Origin of the sequence: Candidatus Rubrimentiphilum sp., assembly GCA_035710515.1 — a bacterium.
Lineage (GTDB): Bacteria > Vulcanimicrobiota > Vulcanimicrobiia > Vulcanimicrobiales > Vulcanimicrobiaceae > Rubrimentiphilum.
On record DASTDE010000004.1, the window covers coordinates 622360 to 642170 of the forward strand.

General features: G+C 62.8%; 18 protein-coding genes. 8 read left to right on the forward strand and 10 right to left on the reverse strand.

What is annotated here, in order from left to right:
• The first annotated feature begins 77 nt into the window (after positions 1 to 77).
• The 6 genes from VFO29_12110 (at position 78) to VFO29_12135 (ending at position 5178) form a co-directional block, all read left to right on the forward strand.
• Positions 78 to 1457 (forward strand): winged helix-turn-helix domain-containing protein, encoded by a 1380-nt coding sequence (locus VFO29_12110; GenBank protein HET9394250.1) that lies wholly within the window; start codon positions 78 to 80, stop codon positions 1455 to 1457.
• A 197-nt stretch (positions 1458 to 1654) separates the two neighbouring features.
• Positions 1655 to 2050, forward strand: a complete 396-nt coding sequence (locus VFO29_12115) for a GntR family transcriptional regulator (GenBank protein HET9394251.1) — start codon at positions 1655 to 1657, stop codon at positions 2048 to 2050.
• Positions 2047 to 2952 carry an ABC transporter ATP-binding protein gene (locus tag VFO29_12120; GenBank protein HET9394252.1) on the forward strand — a complete coding sequence of 302 codons (906 nt, stop codon included), beginning with the start codon at positions 2047 to 2049 and terminating at the stop codon, positions 2950 to 2952. Before VFO29_12115 ends, VFO29_12120 begins: the two co-directional genes overlap by 4 nt.
• Positions 2952 to 3989: a hypothetical protein gene (locus VFO29_12125; protein ID HET9394253.1), complete on the forward strand. Its 1038-nt coding sequence runs from the start codon at positions 2952 to 2954 to the stop codon at positions 3987 to 3989. Before VFO29_12120 ends, VFO29_12125 begins: the two co-directional genes overlap by 1 nt.
• A gap of 3 nt (positions 3990 to 3992) precedes the next feature.
• Positions 3993 to 5024, forward strand: a complete 1032-nt coding sequence (locus tag VFO29_12130) for a hypothetical protein (GenBank protein HET9394254.1) — start codon at positions 3993 to 3995, stop codon at positions 5022 to 5024.
• 4 nt (positions 5025 to 5028) lie between these two features.
• The gene (locus tag VFO29_12135; protein ID HET9394255.1) at positions 5029 to 5178 is read left to right on the forward strand and encodes a hypothetical protein; all 150 of its coding nucleotides are present in this window, start codon (positions 5029 to 5031) and stop codon (positions 5176 to 5178) included.
• A 1-nt stretch (position 5179) separates the two neighbouring features.
• On the opposite strand, the gene VFO29_12140 is transcribed toward VFO29_12135, so the two are convergent.
• The 10 genes from VFO29_12140 to VFO29_12185 all read right to left on the reverse strand — a co-directional run bounded on the left by VFO29_12140 (position 5180) and on the right by VFO29_12185 (position 18671).
• Positions 5180 to 6328 (reverse strand): branched-chain amino acid ABC transporter substrate-binding protein, encoded by a 1149-nt coding sequence (locus VFO29_12140; protein ID HET9394256.1) that lies wholly within the window; start codon positions 6326 to 6328, stop codon positions 5180 to 5182.
• Between the two features lie 2 nt (positions 6329 to 6330).
• Positions 6331 to 7200 (reverse strand): UbiA-like polyprenyltransferase, encoded by an 870-nt coding sequence (locus tag VFO29_12145; protein HET9394257.1) that lies wholly within the window; start codon positions 7198 to 7200, stop codon positions 6331 to 6333.
• The gene (locus VFO29_12150; GenBank protein HET9394258.1) at positions 7182 to 8663 is read right to left on the reverse strand and encodes a menaquinone biosynthesis decarboxylase; all 1482 of its coding nucleotides are present in this window, start codon (positions 8661 to 8663) and stop codon (positions 7182 to 7184) included. Before VFO29_12150 ends, VFO29_12145 begins: the two co-directional genes overlap by 19 nt.
• Before the next feature lies 1 nt (position 8664).
• Positions 8665 to 9501, reverse strand: a complete 837-nt coding sequence (locus VFO29_12155) for an SDR family oxidoreductase (GenBank protein HET9394259.1) — start codon at positions 9499 to 9501, stop codon at positions 8665 to 8667.
• The gene (locus VFO29_12160) at positions 9498 to 9965 is read right to left on the reverse strand and encodes a hypothetical protein (protein HET9394260.1); all 468 of its coding nucleotides are present in this window, start codon (positions 9963 to 9965) and stop codon (positions 9498 to 9500) included. Before VFO29_12160 ends, VFO29_12155 begins: the two co-directional genes overlap by 4 nt.
• Before the next feature lie 102 nt (positions 9966 to 10067).
• Positions 10068 to 12287 (reverse strand): polyribonucleotide nucleotidyltransferase, encoded by a 2220-nt coding sequence (gene pnp, locus VFO29_12165; protein ID HET9394261.1) that lies wholly within the window; start codon positions 12285 to 12287, stop codon positions 10068 to 10070.
• Between the two features lie 79 nt (positions 12288 to 12366).
• Positions 12367 to 13617 (reverse strand): DEAD/DEAH box helicase, encoded by a 1251-nt coding sequence (locus VFO29_12170; protein ID HET9394262.1) that lies wholly within the window; start codon positions 13615 to 13617, stop codon positions 12367 to 12369.
• 40 nt (positions 13618 to 13657) lie between these two features.
• Positions 13658 to 15088, reverse strand: a complete 1431-nt coding sequence (locus VFO29_12175; GenBank protein HET9394263.1) for a choice-of-anchor tandem repeat GloVer-containing protein — start codon at positions 15086 to 15088, stop codon at positions 13658 to 13660.
• The gene (locus VFO29_12180) at positions 15085 to 16878 is read right to left on the reverse strand and encodes a carboxypeptidase-like regulatory domain-containing protein (protein HET9394264.1); all 1794 of its coding nucleotides are present in this window, start codon (positions 16876 to 16878) and stop codon (positions 15085 to 15087) included. Before VFO29_12180 ends, VFO29_12175 begins: the two co-directional genes overlap by 4 nt.
• Positions 16875 to 18671, reverse strand: a complete 1797-nt coding sequence (locus tag VFO29_12185; protein ID HET9394265.1) for a carboxypeptidase-like regulatory domain-containing protein — start codon at positions 18669 to 18671, stop codon at positions 16875 to 16877. The genes VFO29_12180 and VFO29_12185 overlap by 4 nt, the downstream gene beginning before the upstream one ends.
• Positions 18672 to 18705: 34 nt before the next feature.
• Between VFO29_12185 and VFO29_12190 the strand changes: the two genes are divergently transcribed.
• The gene (locus VFO29_12190) at positions 18706 to 18951 is read left to right on the forward strand and encodes a hypothetical protein (GenBank protein HET9394266.1); all 246 of its coding nucleotides are present in this window, start codon (positions 18706 to 18708) and stop codon (positions 18949 to 18951) included.
• Between the two features lie 4 nt (positions 18952 to 18955).
• Positions 18956 to 19774, forward strand: a complete 819-nt coding sequence (locus VFO29_12195) for a tetratricopeptide repeat protein (GenBank protein HET9394267.1) — start codon at positions 18956 to 18958, stop codon at positions 19772 to 19774.
• Positions 19775 to 19811 lie beyond the last annotated feature (37 nt).

Sequence of the window (19811 nt, forward strand, 5' to 3'; positions counted from 1 at the left end):
AACACCACATTTCAACTACTAAATTAATACTAAACGGTTTCGGCAGTCTTGAAAAAGTTCTCAAAAGGAAGCGCCGCATGAGCATCTACAGTTTCGGTCCGTTTTGCCTCGACCCCGAACGCCTGCTGCTGACGCTAGCGGGCGAGCCGGTCGCGCTGGGTCCCAAAGTGGTGGAGACGCTGCTTGCGCTCATCGAGCGTCCGGGCGAAACGCTCACGAAGAACGAGCTGCTCGACCGGATCTGGCCCGAGGGCTTCATTGAAGAGAGCAGTCTCGCGCAAAACATCTACGTCATTCGTAAAGTCTTGCGCGCCCATTGGACCGACGCCATTCAAACGGTCCCGCGCCGCGGGTACCGCTTCGCGGGTGACGTCGTACGGAACGCCGTGCCGGCGCAAGCGAAACGGCGGACCATCCCGCGCTTCTTTTATGGAACGGCTGCCGCAGCGCTGGCGCTCGCGTTCAGCCTCGGATTGATGCACGAGACCGCCCGCTCGCAAGCGCAGCAGTTCAGTGCGCCCGCCGCGCGGCTCTTCGCCGTCGGCACCTACTATTGGAAGCAGCGCACCGAGAGCGGCGTGCAAAAGAGCATCCACTATTTTACGGCCGTCATCAAAACGGATCCCAAGAACGCACGCGGATATGCGGCACTGGCGCAGGCCTACGCGATCGCCGCCGACTACGGCTACGGGTCGCTTAAACCCAAGCAATCCTACGCACGGGCCCGCACGATCGCGCGCCGGGCAGTGGCCATGGATACGAATTTGGCCGAAGCGCACGCGGCGCTCGGAATTGCCGAGGACGTGGCTGGCTCGCGGACGGCCGCGCGCGAGCAATTCTACAAGGCCGTCCAGCTCGATCCGAACTACGCCACGGCCCACCAATGGTACGGATCGGCCTTGCTGGAGCAGGGACGGCCGCGCGAGGCGCTGGCCGAACTGCAAAAAGCCTTACAGCTGGATCCGGTTTCCGTGGCGACACTGGCCTGGCTCTCCAGCGCCGCCTACCTCTCCCGGGATTATGCTCAAGCGATTGCCTATGCCCGGCAGACGCTGGAATTCGCTCCCCAGCGTCGCGACGCGTACTTCACCCTGGGTCTAGGATACGAGGCGTTGGGCAACTACCGGGGAGCCGTCGAGGCCTATCGCGGGTATGCTCAGCGGTGCGCCGGGTGCCGGTTCGAGGCCGCCGCCCTGCTCGCCCACGCCTATGCCCGATGGGGCGATTACCGGAGGGCCCTCCAGCAACTGAGCCTAGCCAGCCACAAACGCGGCATGGGAGCGCCGGACCCGGGAGACCTGGCGGTGGCTCTGGTTGCCTTGAACCGCCGGTCCGACGCGCTGGCGGCGCTCAAGGCTGCCACTCGCGGTGAGACGGCCACACTCGGGCTCGACCCGCGCCTCGACCCGATCCGCCGGGATCCCGCCTTCAGAAAATATTTTCGCGCCCCGGCCTAAAAGGGGTTGACTTCGCTTCTTCTTGTGCTATTATACTAGCGTACTAGTACAACAGTGTACTAGTAGTTAAGGAGAAGAAGACATGACGTTCCCCATCAATTTCCAAGAGGCGTCCGAGCGGCGCACCCCCTCGTTCCCGCTCTCGAACCAAAGCGGTCTGTTCCTCGGCTGGGGTCCGAAGCTGTAAAGGCGACCTGATGCCGGCAATTTTCACGGTAGACCCGCGCAGCGGCGTTCCGATCTACCTGCAACTCATCGAACAAGTCAAGCGCTCAGTCGCCCTCGGCGTGCTGTCTCCAGGGGAGCAGCTCCCGACCGTCAAGCAACTGGCACTCGACCTGACCATCAACGCGAACACCGTGGCGCGGGCGTACCGCGACCTCGAGCGCGATGAGGTCATCGAAACCGCCCCCGGCCGCGGATCGTTTGTCCGCGCCGACGGCGTAGCTCACCAGGTAGGCGCGGCGGGAGACGTGGTCGCTGAAGCAGTCACGCAGGCCGTTCGTGAAGCCAAGTCCTTAGGATTGCCCGCCGGCAAAGTACGCCAACTTTTTGAAGCCGCCGTCGCGCGGTGGTTTCCGGAGGAAAAATGAGCACCATCTCCATCCAGCGCTTGAGCAAGTCGTACGGAAATTTTATGGCCGTAGACGACGTGACCATCGACATCCCGAGCGGTTCCGTCTTCGGTTTGCTCGGCCCCAACGGGGCCGGCAAGACGACAACGTTCAAATGTTTGCTCGGACTGGCGCGCCCGACTCTCGGCACCATCCGTTTCGACGGGCAGCCGCTGACGCCGCCGCTCTTCGAAAGTATCGCCTACATTCCGGAGCGCAGCGTTCTCTATGACTGGATGAGCGCGGCCGAACATCTGGAGATGCAGCGCCGCACCTTCGCGCGCTATGACGCAGCGCGAGCCAAAGATTTGATGGCGCTTTTCAGCCTGGATCCCCGCAAACGCGTACGGGCGATGTCCAAGGGCATGCGCAGCGCGCTCGCGATCGTGATGGCGTTCGCCACTCATCCCGAGACGCTTATCCTGGACGAGCCGACCAGCGGACTCGATCCGGTGAATCAGCGCGCGGTCCTCAACCTTATTATCGAAGCGGCGGCGCAGGGCGCGACCGTGGTTCTTTCTTCGCATCAGATCGGACAAGTGGAGCGCGCCGCCGATCACATCGCGGTGCTTCAGCGCGGCAAAGTCGTCTTGGGCGGCGCGGTTGACGATCTGAAGTCCGACCGCAAGATCGTCGAAGGCGTGTTCGTCTCCGAAACGATCGCCCTCGACGGATTGCGCCGCGACTCGCGGATCGAGCGGCTCGACCAATCCGGCCGCATTCTGCGGCTCACGGTCACCGCCGATGGCGCGGGGCTGGCCGAGACACTGTCGCAGATGGGTGCGCAGAGCGTGCGCATCGTGGACCTGAACTTGGAGGATATCTTCCTGAACGCCGTCTCGCCTGGTACGGCGACCGCCGACGTGGTGGAAGCCCGCTAATGTTTTACTACGCTGAATATTTGCGCGGCATGCGCGCGCTGCGCGTCATGGCGATCATCTTGGGCGTCTTTGTCGCGATCGCGATCCTCATTCGTCTGTGGGCGTTCAGCGAGCACAGCCCCGAGTCGGTGGCGACCGCGTTGCAATCTTCACCAACGGCCCACGTTACGACCAAAACGCTGGCGGACGGCACGGTCGAAACGATTGTCGACGATCCCGCGGCTCATGTGCATGCGGTCATCGACCGGCACGGACGCGGCTTTCGCATGGACGCCACCATGCCGAGCTCCATGGCGCCCACCCAGCACGTCCATATCTCGATGGGCAGCAGCGACGTCATCCGGAACCACAAGACCGGCATGACGCATCTCGTCATCCGGAACGACCTGGACGCCAACATTCCCGTCAGCATCCTGTTTGCAATCGCCGAAGGGTTCGCTTTGATCACGGCGACGATGCTCGGCGGAGCATTGGCCAAGGAAAACGACGGACATCTTGAGATCGCGTGGACCAAACCGGTTGCGCGTGAAAAGTTGGCGCTGGCATCCATCGGCGTCGACATGGCCACGATTCTCGTCTCGCAGCTCGCAACAGTGCTGCTGATCGTCCTGGTCTGCGCGATGTTTATCATGCCCACGTTCTCCACCGACGCGCTGACGCTGCCGGCTGTCTTGCTGACGCTGCTCGGACCCTTGGCGTGGTATGCCTGCCTGACGGCCTTTAGCGCCTCGCTAAAACGCGGACTTGGCATGGTGGTCGGTTTGGGCTGGCTCGCGGCGATCGCAATTCCGGGTATCGAGCAAGCCACCGCGTTTTCGACCAACGACGTAGGCCTGGCTATTCACGGTGTGTTCAAGGCCCTGACGTACATCGATCCGATCCAATACGTTCACATCTCGTTCCACGCGTCGGCCGGCGGCCCGGGTATGCGATCGATGCCGGCCGACCCGCTCGGCATGTCCGTTGTGCTGCTGCTCGTGCTGACCGCCGCCTATGTTGCGGCAGCGGTGCTGCAGTGGCGGCGGGTGGAGGCGTAAGACATGTATTATTACGTTGAATATCTGCGAGCGTACCGCGCGCTGCGCGTCATCGCGATCATCTTGGCGGTTTCCCTCGCGCTAACGGTGCTCTTCCGCCTTTGGGCGTTCAGCGCCAGCACGCCGGAGAAGCTGGCCCAATCGCTGCAGTCGTCACCGACCGCGCACGTGACTACGAGCCGGCTGGCCGACGGCACGTTGCGCACGGTTGTCGACGATCCGGTCAAGGACACTCACGCAGTCATCGAGCGGCGCGGCCAAACGTTCCGTATGGACGCAACTGTGCCGAGCGCGGATGCTCCGCGCCACAATCACTTTTCGGTCGGCACGTTCGTGATCGACAAAAAGCAAAACGGCGGCACGGCGCACGTGATCGCGAACTACGACATGGACGTGCAAATCGGGCTGGGAGAATTCTTCGCCGTCTCGTCCATTATCGGCCTTATCACCGCGACGATGCTCGGCGGTGCGCTTGCCAAGGAAAACGAATCGCATCTGGAGCTGGCCTGGAGCAAGCCCGTCTCACGCGACCGGCTGGCGCTGGCGTCGATCGCCGTCGACATGGCGGCAATCGTCATCTCGCAGCTCGTGACCGTTGTGCTCGCCCTGCTCCTCATGCTGATGTTCGTCACGCCGCACGTGTTCGTGAATGCGCTGACGCCCAGTGCTATCGCGCTGTCGCTGCTGGGTCCACTCGCGTGGTATGCCTGTCTGACGGCGTTCAGCGCTTCGCTCAAACGGGGTCTTGGACTGGTGGTCGGCCTGGGCTGGCTGGCCGCGATCGTCGTGCCCGCCGTTGCAACCGGAACGTCGCTCAGCTCGGTGACCGCGATTCAGGCCATACATGCCGTTTTCCAGGCGGCTTCCTACATCGACCCTATCTCGTATCTTTCGTTTCACGGATCGGTTTCGGGCAGCGGTCTGACGCTCCGTACTTCAATTGGTACCCTCGGAATATCCGCTCTCGCACTTTTCTTTCTGACCATCGCGTACGTTGCGGCCGCAGTACTGCAGTGGCGCCGCGTGGAGGCTTAACATCATGGATCTATTCGGACTGAAGTTTTCCATCGCGCTCGGCGCCTGGCGCCTGCGGTTCGTGCTGATGCTGGAAGACGCCGAGGCGGCGCCCAAGCATCCGCAGGCTGCACCGGCTCCGCGCGTCGCCTCGATGCACAGCCTTCTGAATTGAGCTACAAAAGAAACGTCGTCGGGTGTGACGCGGCGGTATACTTGAACGTACCGCCGGTCGCCGTATAAAAATAGAGATTCGGATCGATCGGGTCGCCGGTAAAGCTGAATTGAAACGACCCGACGATCGTGTCGTAGCTAACGGGTGTTTGCAAGGCTGAGAGTGTGGCCAGCCGGTTCGTCGCGTTGTTGCGGCGCGAGGCCGAGATGACGATCTGCGCGGCGGCATAAGCAAAAGCCGAGATAGCCGTCACCGTCGCGCGCGCGCGGAAATCCGTCAGAACGTTCGCGACGTCGGGCGCTCGCTCGATCGGCGGGAATGACGTCGATACGAGCGCGGCGCCGAGCGCGTCCGCGTACTTGTCGAGCGTGGCTTGGTTGAAGAAGCCCTCCGCCGCGCCGAACGATCCCGCATATCCCGCGGCCTTGAGTGCGGGAATCAGCGGGCCGAGGCCCTTGGTTTCGCCGCAGAGATACAGGTAGTCGGGTTTTTTCGCCACGATCTCTTTGGCCGCAGCGCCGTAATCCGGCTTGTCCCAGGCAAAACTATAGGTGTCCGCTTTGATCCCGAGCGCCGAAGCTTGATCGCGGAAGCCTTGCGCTACATCCGGGCCGTAATCGCCGTCCTGCGTTACCGCGATCGCGTATTTCGGCCGCGCGCGTTTGGCGAGAAAGCGCGCAAAGAGCGAGCCTTCGGTGCCGTCCTTGGTCGGCAACCGCCAGACGTTGCGATAACCGCGATCCGTAATCGAATTCGCCGTTGAGGCCGACACGATCAGCGGCATTTGCGCATTTGCAATTGTGGGCAGCGCGGCCGTCGTGAGCTTACCGTCCAGTCCGCCGATCATCGCCACGATGGACGGATCCGCCGCCGCGAACTGCGCGTTCTCGATCATCTGCGCAAGCGCGTCCTGGTCGTCGAACGAGCGGTAGGCATAGGCCGTGCCGAACGAACCGATGGTATTGTTGGTTTCGTTTATCGCGGCTTGCACGCCGTCGAGGAGCTGAAGGCCGGCGTCGCTGCGCGGACCGGAGAGCGGCGCCGCAACGCCAATGGTTATTTGCTGTTGGAAGCTCTGGGCGCGCGCGCGCGCGCCGGAGAGCAGCCAAGCCGCCCCGGCGGCAGTCCCTAGGAAATGCCGTCGCCTCATCGCTATGCCAACGTAAACGCGGCCAGCGTCGTCGCCAGAAAGACCACGGAGAACGCCATGTTCGCGGTAAAGACGCGGTCGTTCAACGCGAAGATGTTCTCGACGGTAGCCAGCAAGCGGCCCTCATAGATCAGCAGTCCGATGGCCGCGAGAATTCCGAGCGCGTACAGCGCGCCGGCACGTTCGAAGATTCCCGCCGCGGTCAGCAGCGCAGCCATGAGCATGTGCAGCCACATCGCAAGTCTGCGGGCTCCGGTTTCGCCGAAGCGCGCCGGCAGCGACCGGATAGCTTGCGTGCGATCGACCTGCAGATCCATCAGCGCGTAGAGAATGTCGAAGCCGGCAACCCAGACGGTTACCGCCAGAAACAACAGTATCGCCGCAACGTCGACCGTTCCGCGGATAGCGATGAACGCGCCCAACGGCGCCAGCGCGTCCACCGCGCCTAAGACGAAGTGCGTCGACCACGTAAAGCGTTTGCACAGCGGATAGAAGAGTGCACCCAGCGCCGCAACCGGCAGCAGTTTCACGCACAGCGGATTGAGCTGCCAGGCCGCGATAACGAGTACTGCGATTCCGATGAGCGCCGCCCACAGCATGACCGACGGCGCGAGGCGGCCGCTGGGAATCGCGCGGCCGGCGGTGCGCGGATTGCGTGCGTCGATTGCGCGGTCGAAGTAGCGGTTGGCCGCCATCGCCGCGGTGCGCGCTCCCAAGACCGCAAGCGTTATCCAAATCAATGCGTGGGCACTCGGCAAGCCGTGCGCGGCAAAGATCGCACCCGTATAGGCGAAGGGCAACGCGAAGAGCGTATGCTCGACGCGAATCTCTTTGAGAAAAGTGAGCAGACTCTTCAGCCTTGGCCCGACCAATCGTCGGGCTGCAGCGCGCGTTCGATGCGATCCAATCCGTATTCTTTCCAGCGTTTGTCGACGAGCTCGCGCGTGCTCTCGTCCATAATCATGTCCGGCGGCCACTGGCGCGTATAGCCTTCGGCCGCGCTCTTGCGCGTGGCGTCGACGCCGATCTTCATGCCGAGTGCCGGCGTGTACGACGCGTGATCGAGGTCGTCGACCGGTCCGGGCATCATCACGACGTCGTGCTGCGCATCTAAATTGTTCAGCACGAACCAGGCCACCGTGCGCGCGTTCTGTACGTCCACGTCTTCGTCGACGATAACGAGCACGCGCGTGAGCATCATCATGTGTCCGAGGCCCCAAAGCGCGTTCATGACTTTTTTCCCTTGGCCCGGATACGATTTTCTGATCGAGACGATCGCCAGATTTTGAAAGCCGCCTTCGACCGGCAAGTTCATGTCGACTATCTCGGGCACCACCATCTGCAGCAGCGGGAGAAAGATTCTTTCGGTCGCTTTGCCCAGCCAGGCGTCTTCCATCGGCGGTTTGCCTACCACGGTGGCCGGATAGATCGGTTTGCGGCGATGCGTCACGCACTGCACGTGAAACGTCGGATACTGATCGGCCAGACTGTAGACGCCGGTGTGATCGCCGAACGGTCCTTCCGTGCGCAGATCGGTGTTGTCCACGTATCCTTCGAGCACGAACTCGGCGTCGGCCGGCACTTTGAGATCGACGGTCTTGCACGCGACCAGCTTGACCGGTTTTCCGCGGAGCAACCCCGCGAACAGAAACTCGTCGACCACCGGCGGGAGCGGCGCGGTTGCGGCGTACGTCAGCACGGGATCGGATCCGATTGCGACGGCTACCGGAATGCGATCTCCCCACGCGGCTGCGTGCGCGCGGCCTTGTTTGTGCCGCTGCCAGTGCATCGCGGTTTCGCGCGGGCCGTAGACTTGCATGCGATACATGCCGACATTGAAGCGACCGCTCTTGGGATCTTTCGTGACGACCAGCGGCAGCGTGATGAACGGTCCGGCATCCATCGGCCACGTCGTCAAGACGGGCAACTGGGTGAGATCGGGTTGGTCGAGGACGACATCTTGGCAGCTGCCCGACGAAACCGTCTTCGGTAGGGCGGCAGCCAGCGGCGCGAGCGACAAGAGTTTTCCGATCTTTTCCATCGCCGATTCGGGCAGCGAGAGATCGAGCAGCTTGCGAATGCGGTCGCCGGCTTCGTCGAGCGTGGCGCCGCCCAGCGCCATCGCCATGCGGCGCCGCGTGCCGAATTGATTCGTCAAGACCCCAAACGACGATCCGCGAACGTTCGTGAACAGCAGCGCCGGGCCGCCGCGTTTGACGACGCGGTCCGTGATCGCGCTGATCTCCAGGTTGGGATCGACTTGGACGTCCACGCGGTGCAGCTCGCCGGCGCGATCCAGCGCATCGACGAAATCGCTCAGTGAGTCGTACGTCATGTTATTCGAATCCCATGCGCCGCATCAGCGTGCGGTCGCGCAGACGTTCGGGGAACAGGGTGAACGTCCGGCGCATCCATCCCGCCGGAGCGCCGATGGCGTAGCGCGCTCGCGGTCTTTTTGCCGTCAGGGCGTGCAGCACGGTTTCGGCAACTGCGTTGGGATCGAGGCCGTTCTTTTCCGCGTCTTGCGTTATTTTCAGGAGCGTCTCGATCTTCGGCGCGTAATAGTCGTGCGCTTCTTGCGGCGCACGCTGCATGAGCGCGTTTCTGCTGCTGCGGCCTTTCTCCCAGATCGGTGTGTTGACGTTGCCGGGCTGCACGACGGAAACCCAAACGCCCGACCCGCGCAGCTCCATGCGCAGCGCGTCGCTCGCCGACTCCAGCGCAAACTTCGAGGAACTGTACGCCCCAACGAACGGCGCGGCGATCTGTCCGGAAACCGAACTCATGAAAACGATCCGCCCCTTCGCCGCGCGCAGCATCGGCAAGAACGCCTGCGTCACCGCCAGCGCGCCGAAAAAATTCACGTCGAACCCGCGGCGCAGCTCGTCGATCGGCAAGAACTCGAGTGGACCGGGTACTGCGATGCCCGCATTGTTGACGACGCCGCGCAGCGGCAGGCCGCTTTCATGAACGGCGTGCGCGGCGTCGCGGATCTGCTCCGCGTCGGTGACGTCCAATTGCAGTGCGGCGACGCCGGGCAGCGCCGACAACCGCTGCGAATCCGCATCGCTGCGCACTCCCGCGAACACGGTGAAGCCCCTACGCGCGAGCAGCGCGCTGGTGGCGTAACCGATTCCGGTGGACGCACCGGTAACGAGTACGGCTTGCTTCAAGGAGCCGGCGTCGGAGCGGCCCAGATCGTGTGGCCGCCCTCGTCGTACATCCACGCCGACGGAGAGCCGCCTTTGTCGGCGTCGAGCCCTAAGCCCATGCGGCCGCGCTTCTGATACCAAAAGTAGATTGCGGCGCCGAGCTTACGTGATGTTCCGTACGCATAGCCGACGCCCAAGTCTTCGTCGCCGTATCCGCGCCCGAAGTACAAACCGTCGGTTCCCAACTGCGTTTGGTAGTGGTTAGCTCCGTAGATGATCAGTTCGGTGGTCGTAGTTTTGTGGCGCACGGGCGCGAGCTCGGCGAGCAGCTTGCCGCTCGCATCGACCAGGCGGAAGTCACGCGCCGTGACGACGCCGCTACTTGCGGCCTGCACCGGCCGGACCAATTGCTGCGAGAGCATGCCGCCGGCAAAACCGGCGAGCACGGCAAAGAACAGCGGCACGATTTGAAAGCGAGAGCTCATGGCGACTCCCTTATATAAATGAAGCAAAGAGAAAAGGCCCGCAATTGCGGGCCTTTCGACTTCGCGATTCGATGCTCGAATCGCTTTGCTCAGGACTAAAACCTATTCGCGCCGCCGTGGCCTGCGAGGCCTGCGTCCGCCTCCGCCGCCGCCGAATCCGCCGCCCGAGCGCATCGGCTCCGGCTCGTCCACTGCGCCGTTCCCGGCGGCGCCGGCCAGCACGGCCTTGCGCGAGAGGTTGATCCGGCCTTGGCCATCGACCTCCATCACTTTGACCATGATCTGGTCGCCGACTTTGACGACGTCTTCGACTTTTTCGACTCGAGCCGGCGCGAGCTGGCTGATGTGCACCAGGCCTTCTTTGCCGGGCAGAATCTTCACGAACGCGCCGATGGCGATGATCCGCGTCACTTCGCCCATGTAGGTCTCGCCGACGACGATGTCTTTGGTGATCGCCTCGACCTGCGCGCGGGCCTTTTCGGCCGACTCGCCGTCGAGCGCGGTGATGTAGACCTTGCCGTCGTCCTCGATGTCCATCTTCTCGATGCCGGTTTCCTCGATGATCTTGTTGATGATCTTTCCGCCGGGACCGATGACGTCTTTGATCTTGGCCGGATCGATCTGCACGACGATCATGCGCGGCGCATACTTCGAGAGCTCCGTGCGCGGTTCGGCGATCGTTTCGGCCAGTTTGTCGATAATGAACAGGCGCGACTTCTTGGCCTCGGCCATGGCTTCGCGCATGATCTGCACGGTGACGCCTTGGACTTTGATGTCCATCTGAATCGCGGTGATGCCTTTTTTGGTGCCCGCGACCTTGAAGTCCATCTCGCCGAGCGAGTCTTCCATGCCTTGGATGTCGGTGAGAATTGCGTACTTGTCGCCTTTGAGAATCAATCCCATGGCGACGCCGGCGACGTGTTCGCGAATCGGAACGCCGGCGTCCATGAGCGCGAGCGTGCTGCCGCACACCGACGCCATCGACGACGAACCGTTCGATTCGAGCACTTCGCTGATCAGACGCAACGTGTAAGGAAACTCTTCCTTGAGCGGCAGCACCGGCACGAGCGCACGCTCCGCCAAGTGGCCGTGACCGATTTCGCGCCGGCCGGGTCCGCGCATCGGGCGCGTCTCGCCGACCGAAAACGGCGGGAAGTTGTAGAAGTGCATGTAGCGTTTGCGCTCACCCAACTCCAGGATACCGTCGAGCCGCTGCGCGTCGCTGATAGACCCGAGCGTCGCTGCGGTGAAGACCTGGGTTTGGCCGCGCGTGAAGACGCCCGAGCCGTGAACGCGCGGAACGTAGTGCACTTTGCACCAGATCTCGCGGATCTCGTCGGGCTTGCGGCCGTCGGGACGAATCTTTTCGTCCACGACCATGACGCGCAGTTCGTCCTCTTCCATAGACTTGAGGATCTTGCTGAAGTCTTTGGCCAGAACGGGATCTTCCAGCAGCGCTTTCACGGCCGGATCGTCGCACCGCGCGATGGCTTGATCGACCGTGATTTTGCCGAGCGTCTCTTCGCGCGCCAGCTTTTCGGTGACGCGCATGCCCTTGGCGACGTCGTCCTTGAACGTCTTGCGCATCCATTTTTCGAGATCGCTGTTGACGCGCAGCAGCGGAAACTCGCGTTTGGCCTTGCCGCATTTCTTCGCGAGCTTGTCGATCGCGGCGACGATCAGTTTGATCTGTTCGTGCGCAAATTCGATCGCGCCGAGGAACTCGTCCTCGCTAATTTCGTTGCCGCCGCCTTCGACCATCATGACGGCGTCGGCGGTGCCGGCGACGACGAGGTCCATGCCGCCGGTTTCGTATTGCGGCAGCGTCGGATTGCAGATGTACGCACCGCTTTCATCGCGTCCGACGCGAACCGCGGCGACCGTCTTGTCGAACGGAATGTCGGAGAGCGCGAGCGCGGCGCCCGCGGCGCAAACGCCCAGGACGTCGGCATCGAGCTCACGATCGATCGAAAGCACGTTGGCGACGATTTGGATGTCGTTGCGGAAACCGTCGGGGAAGAGCGGCCGGATTGGGCGATCGATTTGACGCGAGCTCAGCACGCCGTGTTCGGACGGACGGCCCTCGCGTTTAATGTAGCCGCCCGGAATTTTTCCGGCAGCGTACATCTTTTCTTCGAAGTCGCAGGTTAAGGGGAAAAAGTCGATGCCTTCGCGAGGTTTCTCGGAGGCGGTGGCGGCGCAGAGCACGACATTTTGGTCACCATAACGGACCAGGGCGGAGCCGTTCGCTTGCTTCGCGAGCTCGCCGGTCTCGATGGTCATCGTGCGCCCGCCGATCTCTAATGAGACGGATTCAGGCACAAATTACTCCTAATTATTCTTGTTATCGTTGTATTATGAGGCCATCCCGGTTCGGGACGGCGCCCCAATCGCCCTGGCTCTAACGCCGGCGCGGGCGCGACCGGTAGACGACTCGCGCCTTGGGCGGCTCGATGCTGGCTTCGGGAAAGAGCGGATTCTTCGAACGGTCCAAGCGCTTGCCGAGCAGATACTCGATCTGTTTCATCAGCGGCTCTTCGTCTGAGGACACAAAGGTGATCGCGTCGCCCGTCGACTTCGCGCGCGCGGTACGCCCGATGCGATGTACGTAATCTTCGGCGGCTCGCGGCACGTCGTAGTTGACGACGTGACCGAGCTCCAGGATGTCGATGCCGCGCGCCGCGATGTCGGTCGCGACCAAAACGCGGTGCTTGCCGCGTTTGAAATTTTCCAACGCGCGGGTGCGCTGCGACTGCGAGCGATCGCCGTGGATCAGATCGGACGGGATGCGATGTTTTTCAAGCGCAGCTGCCAGCCGGTTCGCACGCGCTTTGGTGCGCGTGAACGCGATGGCCGAATAGATCGTGTTGTCTTTGAGCAGCTCCAGGAACAGATCGGTTTTCTTTTCGTTCGGCACCGCGTACACCGTCTGCGTCAGGCCGGCAACCGGAGAGGCCTTGGCAGCCAATTCCACGCGAGCCGGATCGTGCAGCATCTCGCGGATCAATCCGGAGATCATGGGCGGCAGCGTTGCCGAGAAGAAGAACGTTTGCCGCTTCGGCGAGACGAACCGTACGATACGCCGGACAGCGGGCAAGAAACCCATGTCGAGCATGCGGTCGGCTTCGTCGAGCACGAGCATGGATACGTCGTTCAGTTTGGCCGTGCCGCGCTCGATGTGATCGAGCAGGCGGCCGGGCGTCGCGACGATGACGTCGCTGCCGCGTTTGAAGGCCGTGGCCTGCGGACCGAATCCGACGCCGCCGTAGACTGCGGCGACGCGAATAGTCGTGTGTTTGGCGAGCGCGCTCAAGTGGGTTGCAATTTGCTCCGCCAGTTCGCGCGTCGGAGCCAGGATCAACGCACGTGTTTTCCCGCGCGGCAGATCGATAAGTTTGTTGAGGATCGGCAGGCCGAAGGCGGCCGATTTTCCGCTGCCGGTTTCGGCGCTCGCGAGCACGTCGCGGCCGGCCAGCGCCGGCGGGATAGACATGATTTGAATGGGCGTCGGTTCGGTGAATTTGAGGTCGTGGACGGCACGCAGCAACGCCGGCTGCAAGCCCAATTGGTCGAATGTGTTGATGGTGGACGATCTTTCGGTTAGAGAGCGCGGCTCAATCGTAAACGAAGGATCGCGCGGGGTGGCCTTCACTATGGCACACAACCGCCGTACGCGTCAAACGCAAAGGTCGCTACGGCGTGGGAATTGCGAAGATCGTGCCGTTTCCGCCTCCCTTGGTGCCGTCCACCGAATCGTCGGTCGTTCCGCCGTACACCGTCATGCCGTAGATCAAGCCGTTGAAGATGATGACGTTGTCGATCGGCTTGGCTCCGTCGCCGTTCTTTCCGGTGAAGTGATAGATCACTTGGTACGACGACGGAACGCCCGGCATGAAGCGGAAGACCGTGCCGTCATCGTCGCTCGACCCGCCGTAGGCGGTCGTGCCGTAGAGATAGCCGCTGGTCGAATCATAGTAGAGCGAACCGAACGGATCTGCGCCGTCGTTGTTGTCCAATCCCTGGAAAGCATAGAAGACGCTGTATGCTCCGGTGCCGTCGTACTGACCCGCGGTTTGATGCGGCACCACTTTGAAGATCGCGCCGTCGCCGTTGCCGCTTCCGCAATGATTGCTGTCGCCGCCGGTGCCGGCGCCGCCGCATTGCGTCAGACCGTACAGAACCGTCTGTCCGCCTTCCGTCACGGCGGTGAGATATCCGTGATCCGAAAAGAACGCATCCGGTCCGCCGCCGCTGAATGCGTGCACGACGTTGAGCACCGGCTGCGCCTGCGGAATGCCGTTCACGTATGAAAGGACGAGCGAGAAAACCGTTCCCCCGCCGCCGGCGCCGTCGGTGCGCGAGATTCCCCACAGCGTTGTCCCAAGTTGAATGATGCGCCCGTGCGGCTCCGTGCCTTCGCTTTTCGCGAAGTCATGAATATCGTAATACGTCGAACCGCTGGGCGTGATCGCGTAGATCTGTCCCTTACCGTTAGCGCCGCCTTTAGCGGTTTGGCCGTACAGCACGTTACCGAACTGTTGATCGAGCGTGAGCGAACTGTGCTGCTCCGCTCCCTGTGCAGGCCCGCCGGCAAACGCCAGCACGATCGACGGCGTGCCTCCGGGAACGAGCGCGTGAATGTCGCCGGAGTTATACGACGTTCCGGAGTCGCTGACGCCTTGCGTCGTAAAATACAGCGAGCCGTTGATCGGAACCATCGCGTCGTGCCGTGGATCGCAGCCGTCGGAACCGCCGAACTTGTAGACCAGCTGGTAACTCGTTCCGAAGTTCAAGCCGGTGCTGAAGACCGTGCCGCATTCGTGGTCGCCGCCCGCCGCCGTGCGGCCATAGAGCATCGGCGTTTGCCCGGCGACCAGCGTCAGCGAGCCTTTGGGCAGCGCGCCGTCTTTAGGCGGCGACGTCGGCAGTTCGTTCGCTTGCGTGTAGTTATGAAACATGTACTTCGTGTAGTTTTGGTGCGAGAAGACGGCGTCGACCGGCGGCGGCGTCGAGCGCGGCGTAGGAGCGGCTCCCGGCAGCGATGGCAGCGACGATGATCCGCCGTTGCAGCCGGTGGCGGCCGCGGTCAAAACCAGCGCGCAAAAGACCAGCCGGAGTTTCATTCTTTCAGTGCGTCGATGCTCAGACTCAAACCATAGGTTGATGTGGCGTGATGATGCTCCATCGTACCGATCAGCGTGATGTGGGGCGCAATCGAAAGCGCGGCGTCGGCGTCAATGTAGCGTCCCATTTCAACCGGATCGGTTTCGCGGCGGTAGATTACGTCGAAGCGGGTCCGTCTTCCGCCATAGTACGTCAGCCAGGCGACGTCGCGGCCGAACGAAGGTCCGAGATCGCTTTGGCTCACGCCGGCGGCGGTGTCGCGCAGCGATAGCGTCCACGCGCGCAGGCGCCAGTCGCGCGCGATCGGCCAGTCGATCGCGACGCCGTTGCCGTTCAGGCGCGTCGTCGGAAGCGCCGTGGTGTATTTTTCGGTGTACGCAGTCAGCTCGGCTACGAATCCGCCCGGCGAGTGATAGAGCAGCGAGCCCTGCGTAAGATTGCTTCGGTTGAGAACGAGTCCGGGAATCGGATCGCCAAAAAACTGGTCGCTCACCGACGGTGTGTCTTCGACGTTGCCGCGCGTGGCTTGGAGTGCGAAGCGATCGCCGAGCTGCCAAACGGCGCCGAGCGAAACCGCGACTCCGTTGGCGTGCTGACTCACGCCCGCCGGCACTTTGTGCGTTACGCCCGCGTCGAAGAGCCCGTACCACGCGGCCGAAGCCAACGCCGAAAACCGGTTGCCGTTGTAGGTTTCGCTTGCGAAGATCCGGCTTTCGTTCGCCACGCCGCTGTACACTTTAGGATTGTAATTGCGCACGCCGGTGTCGCGCGTCAGCTTCACGCCGATGTCGTTCCCGAAGAGTGCGCCGTCGTTGCGCAGCCGGAACTCGCCCACGACTTCGCTGTCGTACTCCAAGTAATCGTTCAACTTATTCTTGGTCTTACGCTTGGCTTTGAGTTCGAACGTGGCCGTCGAGCCGAGCCATGGCTCGTCGAGCCGCAGCTCCGAGCTCGATTCGTTGCTGAGCGCCGGCGTGCTGCCGGACGAGTCGGTGAGAAAACTGTTTGCGGCTTTGAAAAAAATCGTGCCTGCGCCCATCGAACTGCGCGACACCAAATCGAACCGCGAGATCTGCGTCAGATCGCCGCTACTGGTGCCGTATCCCAGCGCCTCGTCGCCCAAACGGCCTTGCACCGAGGCGATCTGCAGCGAACCGCCGCCGGCTTGCCCGACGCTGCCCTCGGCGCGATCGAAACCGAGCGTGTAATGCCCGGCCGCGCCGCTCGTGTAGCGATAAGCATGGAACGCGTCGGCAATGCCGCCGAACGACAGATAGTGCGCGGGCACCTGATCGAATGAGGTGCCGTTGCTCTCGAGCGCGTTCGCGCTGCCGCTCAAGCCGCGATCGCCGACCGAAATGCTGCCGCCGCCTTGTATTACGGCGAACGGCACGAGTCCGAACGCGTACCCGGCGTCCTGATAGGGGAGGACCGCCAAATCCGCGCCTTCGATCTTGGGCGGGCCTTTGGTGTCGCGTGGATACAGCACGATCGTGCGCGAGAGATCGAGAAACCGCAACGTTTGCGTTTGATAGCCGGACGCGCCGATGCTCCAGGTCTCAGGCGGTGAGGAAATGCTTATCGAAAAGCGCCCGTTCTTATCGGTGCGGCCGTGCGCAATCTCGCGCGCGTCCAGCGTGAAGAAGCGCACGTCCGCTTTGTCGATGCCTTTGCCGTCGCGATCGACGACGATGCCGTGGACCTCTTGATCGGCCGCGAGTGCCGCGACCGGCAGCAAGCCGAGCGTCAGCACTGCGGCGATTGCAATAAGACGGATAGCGTTGTTCACGGTCCCTCGAATCTTATTCCGGCGTCAACGTAGCGTGTGTCCCGCCGGCGTTCGGTGCCTACGAACCAGCGCATGCGATCGGCCAGCGGCGCGGAGAGCGATGCGTCAACGTGCCGGTTGGGGAGCGCATCGAGCAAATCCGCGCGGTAGATCCCGTCCAACCGCAGACCGGATGGGTTCTCGTAGGTCAGCCACAGCGAACCCGGCGTGCCCGATTGCGCGGGGCGGCCGAAACGCAGCAGCGATTCGTACGCCTGCGTTTGGTCGTTGAAGTAGAGCGTCCAAGCGCGCAGCGAAATCGCCGGCGCAATCTGCCAACTGAACGAAAAACCTATGGCGCGCACGGTTCCGTTGTCGAGGCTACTCAGGCTTTCGTTCATGGAGGTGACCGAGATCTTCAAGCGGCGCAAATCGGTATAGCTGACGGTCTGCGTAAACTGCGCGTACCGGTCGATGGGCAACGGTCCCGCGGCGACATTTGTGGCGTATGCTTCGAGCAGCGTCGGGAGCCGGAACGAGCCGCCGGCGTAGACCTCGACATTCCATTGCGGCGAGAGATCGTACGATACGTACAGCGACGGCGAAATCGCTTGTGCGCTCATCGGCAGAACAGCTCCGCCGGCTCCGCCGTTGTACGCGATCGTATACGCGCCGATTCCGGCGCGCACGTCGTAGCGATCGCCGTGCGTCTGCGCTCCGACGTCCAGGTGCGTTTGTCCGGCCGTGCCGGCGACGCGCAGGCCGAACGTGTCGGCCGCATAGCGCCCCGTCGACCGGCGGAATCCGAAGTCGCCAAAAACTTGCACGCGCGTTTGCGACGATACGTTCAACTCGCCCGCGACGTCGGTCCATAACGCCGTCAGCGGGCTGCTCGTGTCGTAACCGGCGCGATCGGCGACCAGCGTGGCCGCAAGTGCGGTGTCGCGAATGCGCGTGTACTGTGCGCGAAAACCTTCCATATCTTGCCCGATCGACGTCGGTCCTTGCCTGATGTTCGCGCGAGCCGCCAGGAACGTGCTTTCCAGCGAATCGGTTCCGATCGCCGTCTGCACTTGGGCTGCGGCGCGCGCACGTGTGTCGAACGCATTGCCCGACGTTGCCGCGGCGTATGCTCCGCCCATTCCGGCGAACGCGGCGCGAAACGCCGCCTCTTTTCCGCCGATCGCAAAGGCGTCGAGTCCTTGCTGCGGCAGATCGCTTAGCGAGAAGATGCCGCCGCTCACCTGATCGCCGTAATACGACGTTTCACCGGCTGAAAAAACTTCGGAACGGCGCAGCGTGAAGAGCGGCATCGTCGGAAGGCCCGAGACGTTGGCGACGATGTCGTAATTCGGTATGCCGTCATCTAAGATCACGCCGCCCTGCCGCGAGGCGCCGCGATCGGAGAGACGCGGGCCGGGCAAGAATGCGCGGTTGTCGTTTAGGACGACGAACGGCTGCAGGGAAACCGCGGATTCGGCTCGGCCATATGGCAGCGAACGCAGATCGTCTTGCGACGGGCCCGTTCCGAGCAGTGCCTGGTAGCGGCGGACGATCGCGACCACCGGTTCGGAACCGGCCACGCGTACGATCGCCGGAAGGCAGTAGGCGCAGCTGATGCGGATCGCGTCCGTGCCGCCGGCCTGCAGGGCAAAAGTCCCATCCGCGGCGGTCGTCGTCCGGACGCCGCCTGCCGCCACGGTGGCTCCGGGGATGGGGGCGCCCGTCTGGTCCCGCACCGAACCGACCACCAGCGGCGCGGGCGCCGCGGCGAGGGTAAGCAAGAGGGCCGGAAATGTAAGGAGACGTTTCACGGATTCTTCAGAGATTGGGTTATACTGAGAGCTGATGTCAAGACGATGGTTTCGGCTCTTCGTGCTGCCGGCGGTTTTAGCCGTTTGCACGCTGGCCGCAGCTTATGGATTTGCCGGTGCGCAGTCACTCGAAGCGATGCTCGACGGCGCCCTGCAGCCTTCGGCTGCGCCGGCCCTGCTCGGACCGATCACCGAAAACGGCCGGGTAGGCTGGGCTTGCAAACCTGAGCAGGCCGCCGCCGCCGGCGCTTGGCAAAACGCGGAACTTCCCCGGCCTTAAAATCGTGAGACGGTCCTGGCTGCCGCTGGCGTTGTTCGTCTTCGCTGCTTCTTTCTTGCATGCGCGCGCGCAGATGTATCCGTCCGCGAGGCCGGTGCCGCGCACGACCAGCGTTCCGGCTTTGCGCGCACTGGCGGTTCAGCGCGAAGTCGTCGAGCGGTTTCATTTGGGATTGGCCGCCGAACAGCGCGGCGACTGGCAGTCCGCCGCCGCCGAATTCGAGCGCGTTATTTCGCTGCAGCCGGCTGAACCGCAGAACTCAACTGCGCGTTACGATCTCGCGATCGCTTACGCGAATTTGCACCGCCTCGACGACGCAGCGCGGCAATTGCAAGATGCGATCGCACGCGATCCCGGCTTCTTGGCAGCGATGGCAAACCTGATCGCCGTTGACTTAAATCGCGGCGACCTGCGCGATGCCCGGGCTGTAGCGGATCGCTTCGTCGCCGCCGCTCCCGACTCGGCACGCGCGCTCTACGAACGCGGACTGGTTGCGCTGCGATCGGGCGACAATGCAACGGCAGAGAACGACTTCGGGCGGCTGCTGCACGCGAATCCGGCGTACGCCTACGCTCACTACAATCTTGGTTTGGCGCAAGCGCGCGCCAATCGTTTCGACTCCGCCGAACGTGAATTCGGACTGGCGCTCGATCTGGCTCCGGGATACGCGCGTGCGCGTTTCGCGTTGGGGACGGTTCTGCTGCGTGAAGGGAAACGAACGCAGGCGCGGGTCGCCTTCGACATGGTGGCGGGCGACGCGTCCGGCGATCCGGCCTTACGCAACCTGGCCGTCGCAATGCGCGACGCCATCAAATCCCGCTAGACCTTCAAACTTTCTTCATTCCCGCGATCTAAGCTCT

Coding starts and splice junctions, on each gene's coding strand:
- VFO29_12175 (HET9394263.1), bottom strand. CDS start 15,088: ATGAAACTCCGGCTGGTCTTTTGCGCGCTGGTTTTGACCGCGGCCGCC.
- VFO29_12160 (HET9394260.1), bottom strand. CDS start 9,965: ATGAGCTCTCGCTTTCAAATCGTGCCGCTGTTCTTTGCCGTGCTCGCC.
- VFO29_12190 (HET9394266.1), top strand. CDS start 18,706: ATGTCAAGACGATGGTTTCGGCTCTTCGTGCTGCCGGCGGTTTTAGCC.
- VFO29_12115 (HET9394251.1), top strand. CDS start 1,655: ATGCCGGCAATTTTCACGGTAGACCCGCGCAGCGGCGTTCCGATCTAC.
- VFO29_12135 (HET9394255.1), top strand. CDS start 5,029: ATGGATCTATTCGGACTGAAGTTTTCCATCGCGCTCGGCGCCTGGCGC.
- VFO29_12120 (HET9394252.1), top strand. CDS start 2,047: ATGAGCACCATCTCCATCCAGCGCTTGAGCAAGTCGTACGGAAATTTT.
- VFO29_12125 (HET9394253.1), top strand. CDS start 2,952: ATGTTTTACTACGCTGAATATTTGCGCGGCATGCGCGCGCTGCGCGTC.
- VFO29_12110 (HET9394250.1), top strand. CDS start 78: ATGAGCATCTACAGTTTCGGTCCGTTTTGCCTCGACCCCGAACGCCTG.
- VFO29_12130 (HET9394254.1), top strand. CDS start 3,993: ATGTATTATTACGTTGAATATCTGCGAGCGTACCGCGCGCTGCGCGTC.
- VFO29_12140 (HET9394256.1), bottom strand. CDS start 6,328: ATGAGGCGACGGCATTTCCTAGGGACTGCCGCCGGGGCGGCTTGGCTG.
- VFO29_12150 (HET9394258.1), bottom strand. CDS start 8,663: ATGACGTACGACTCACTGAGCGATTTCGTCGATGCGCTGGATCGCGCC.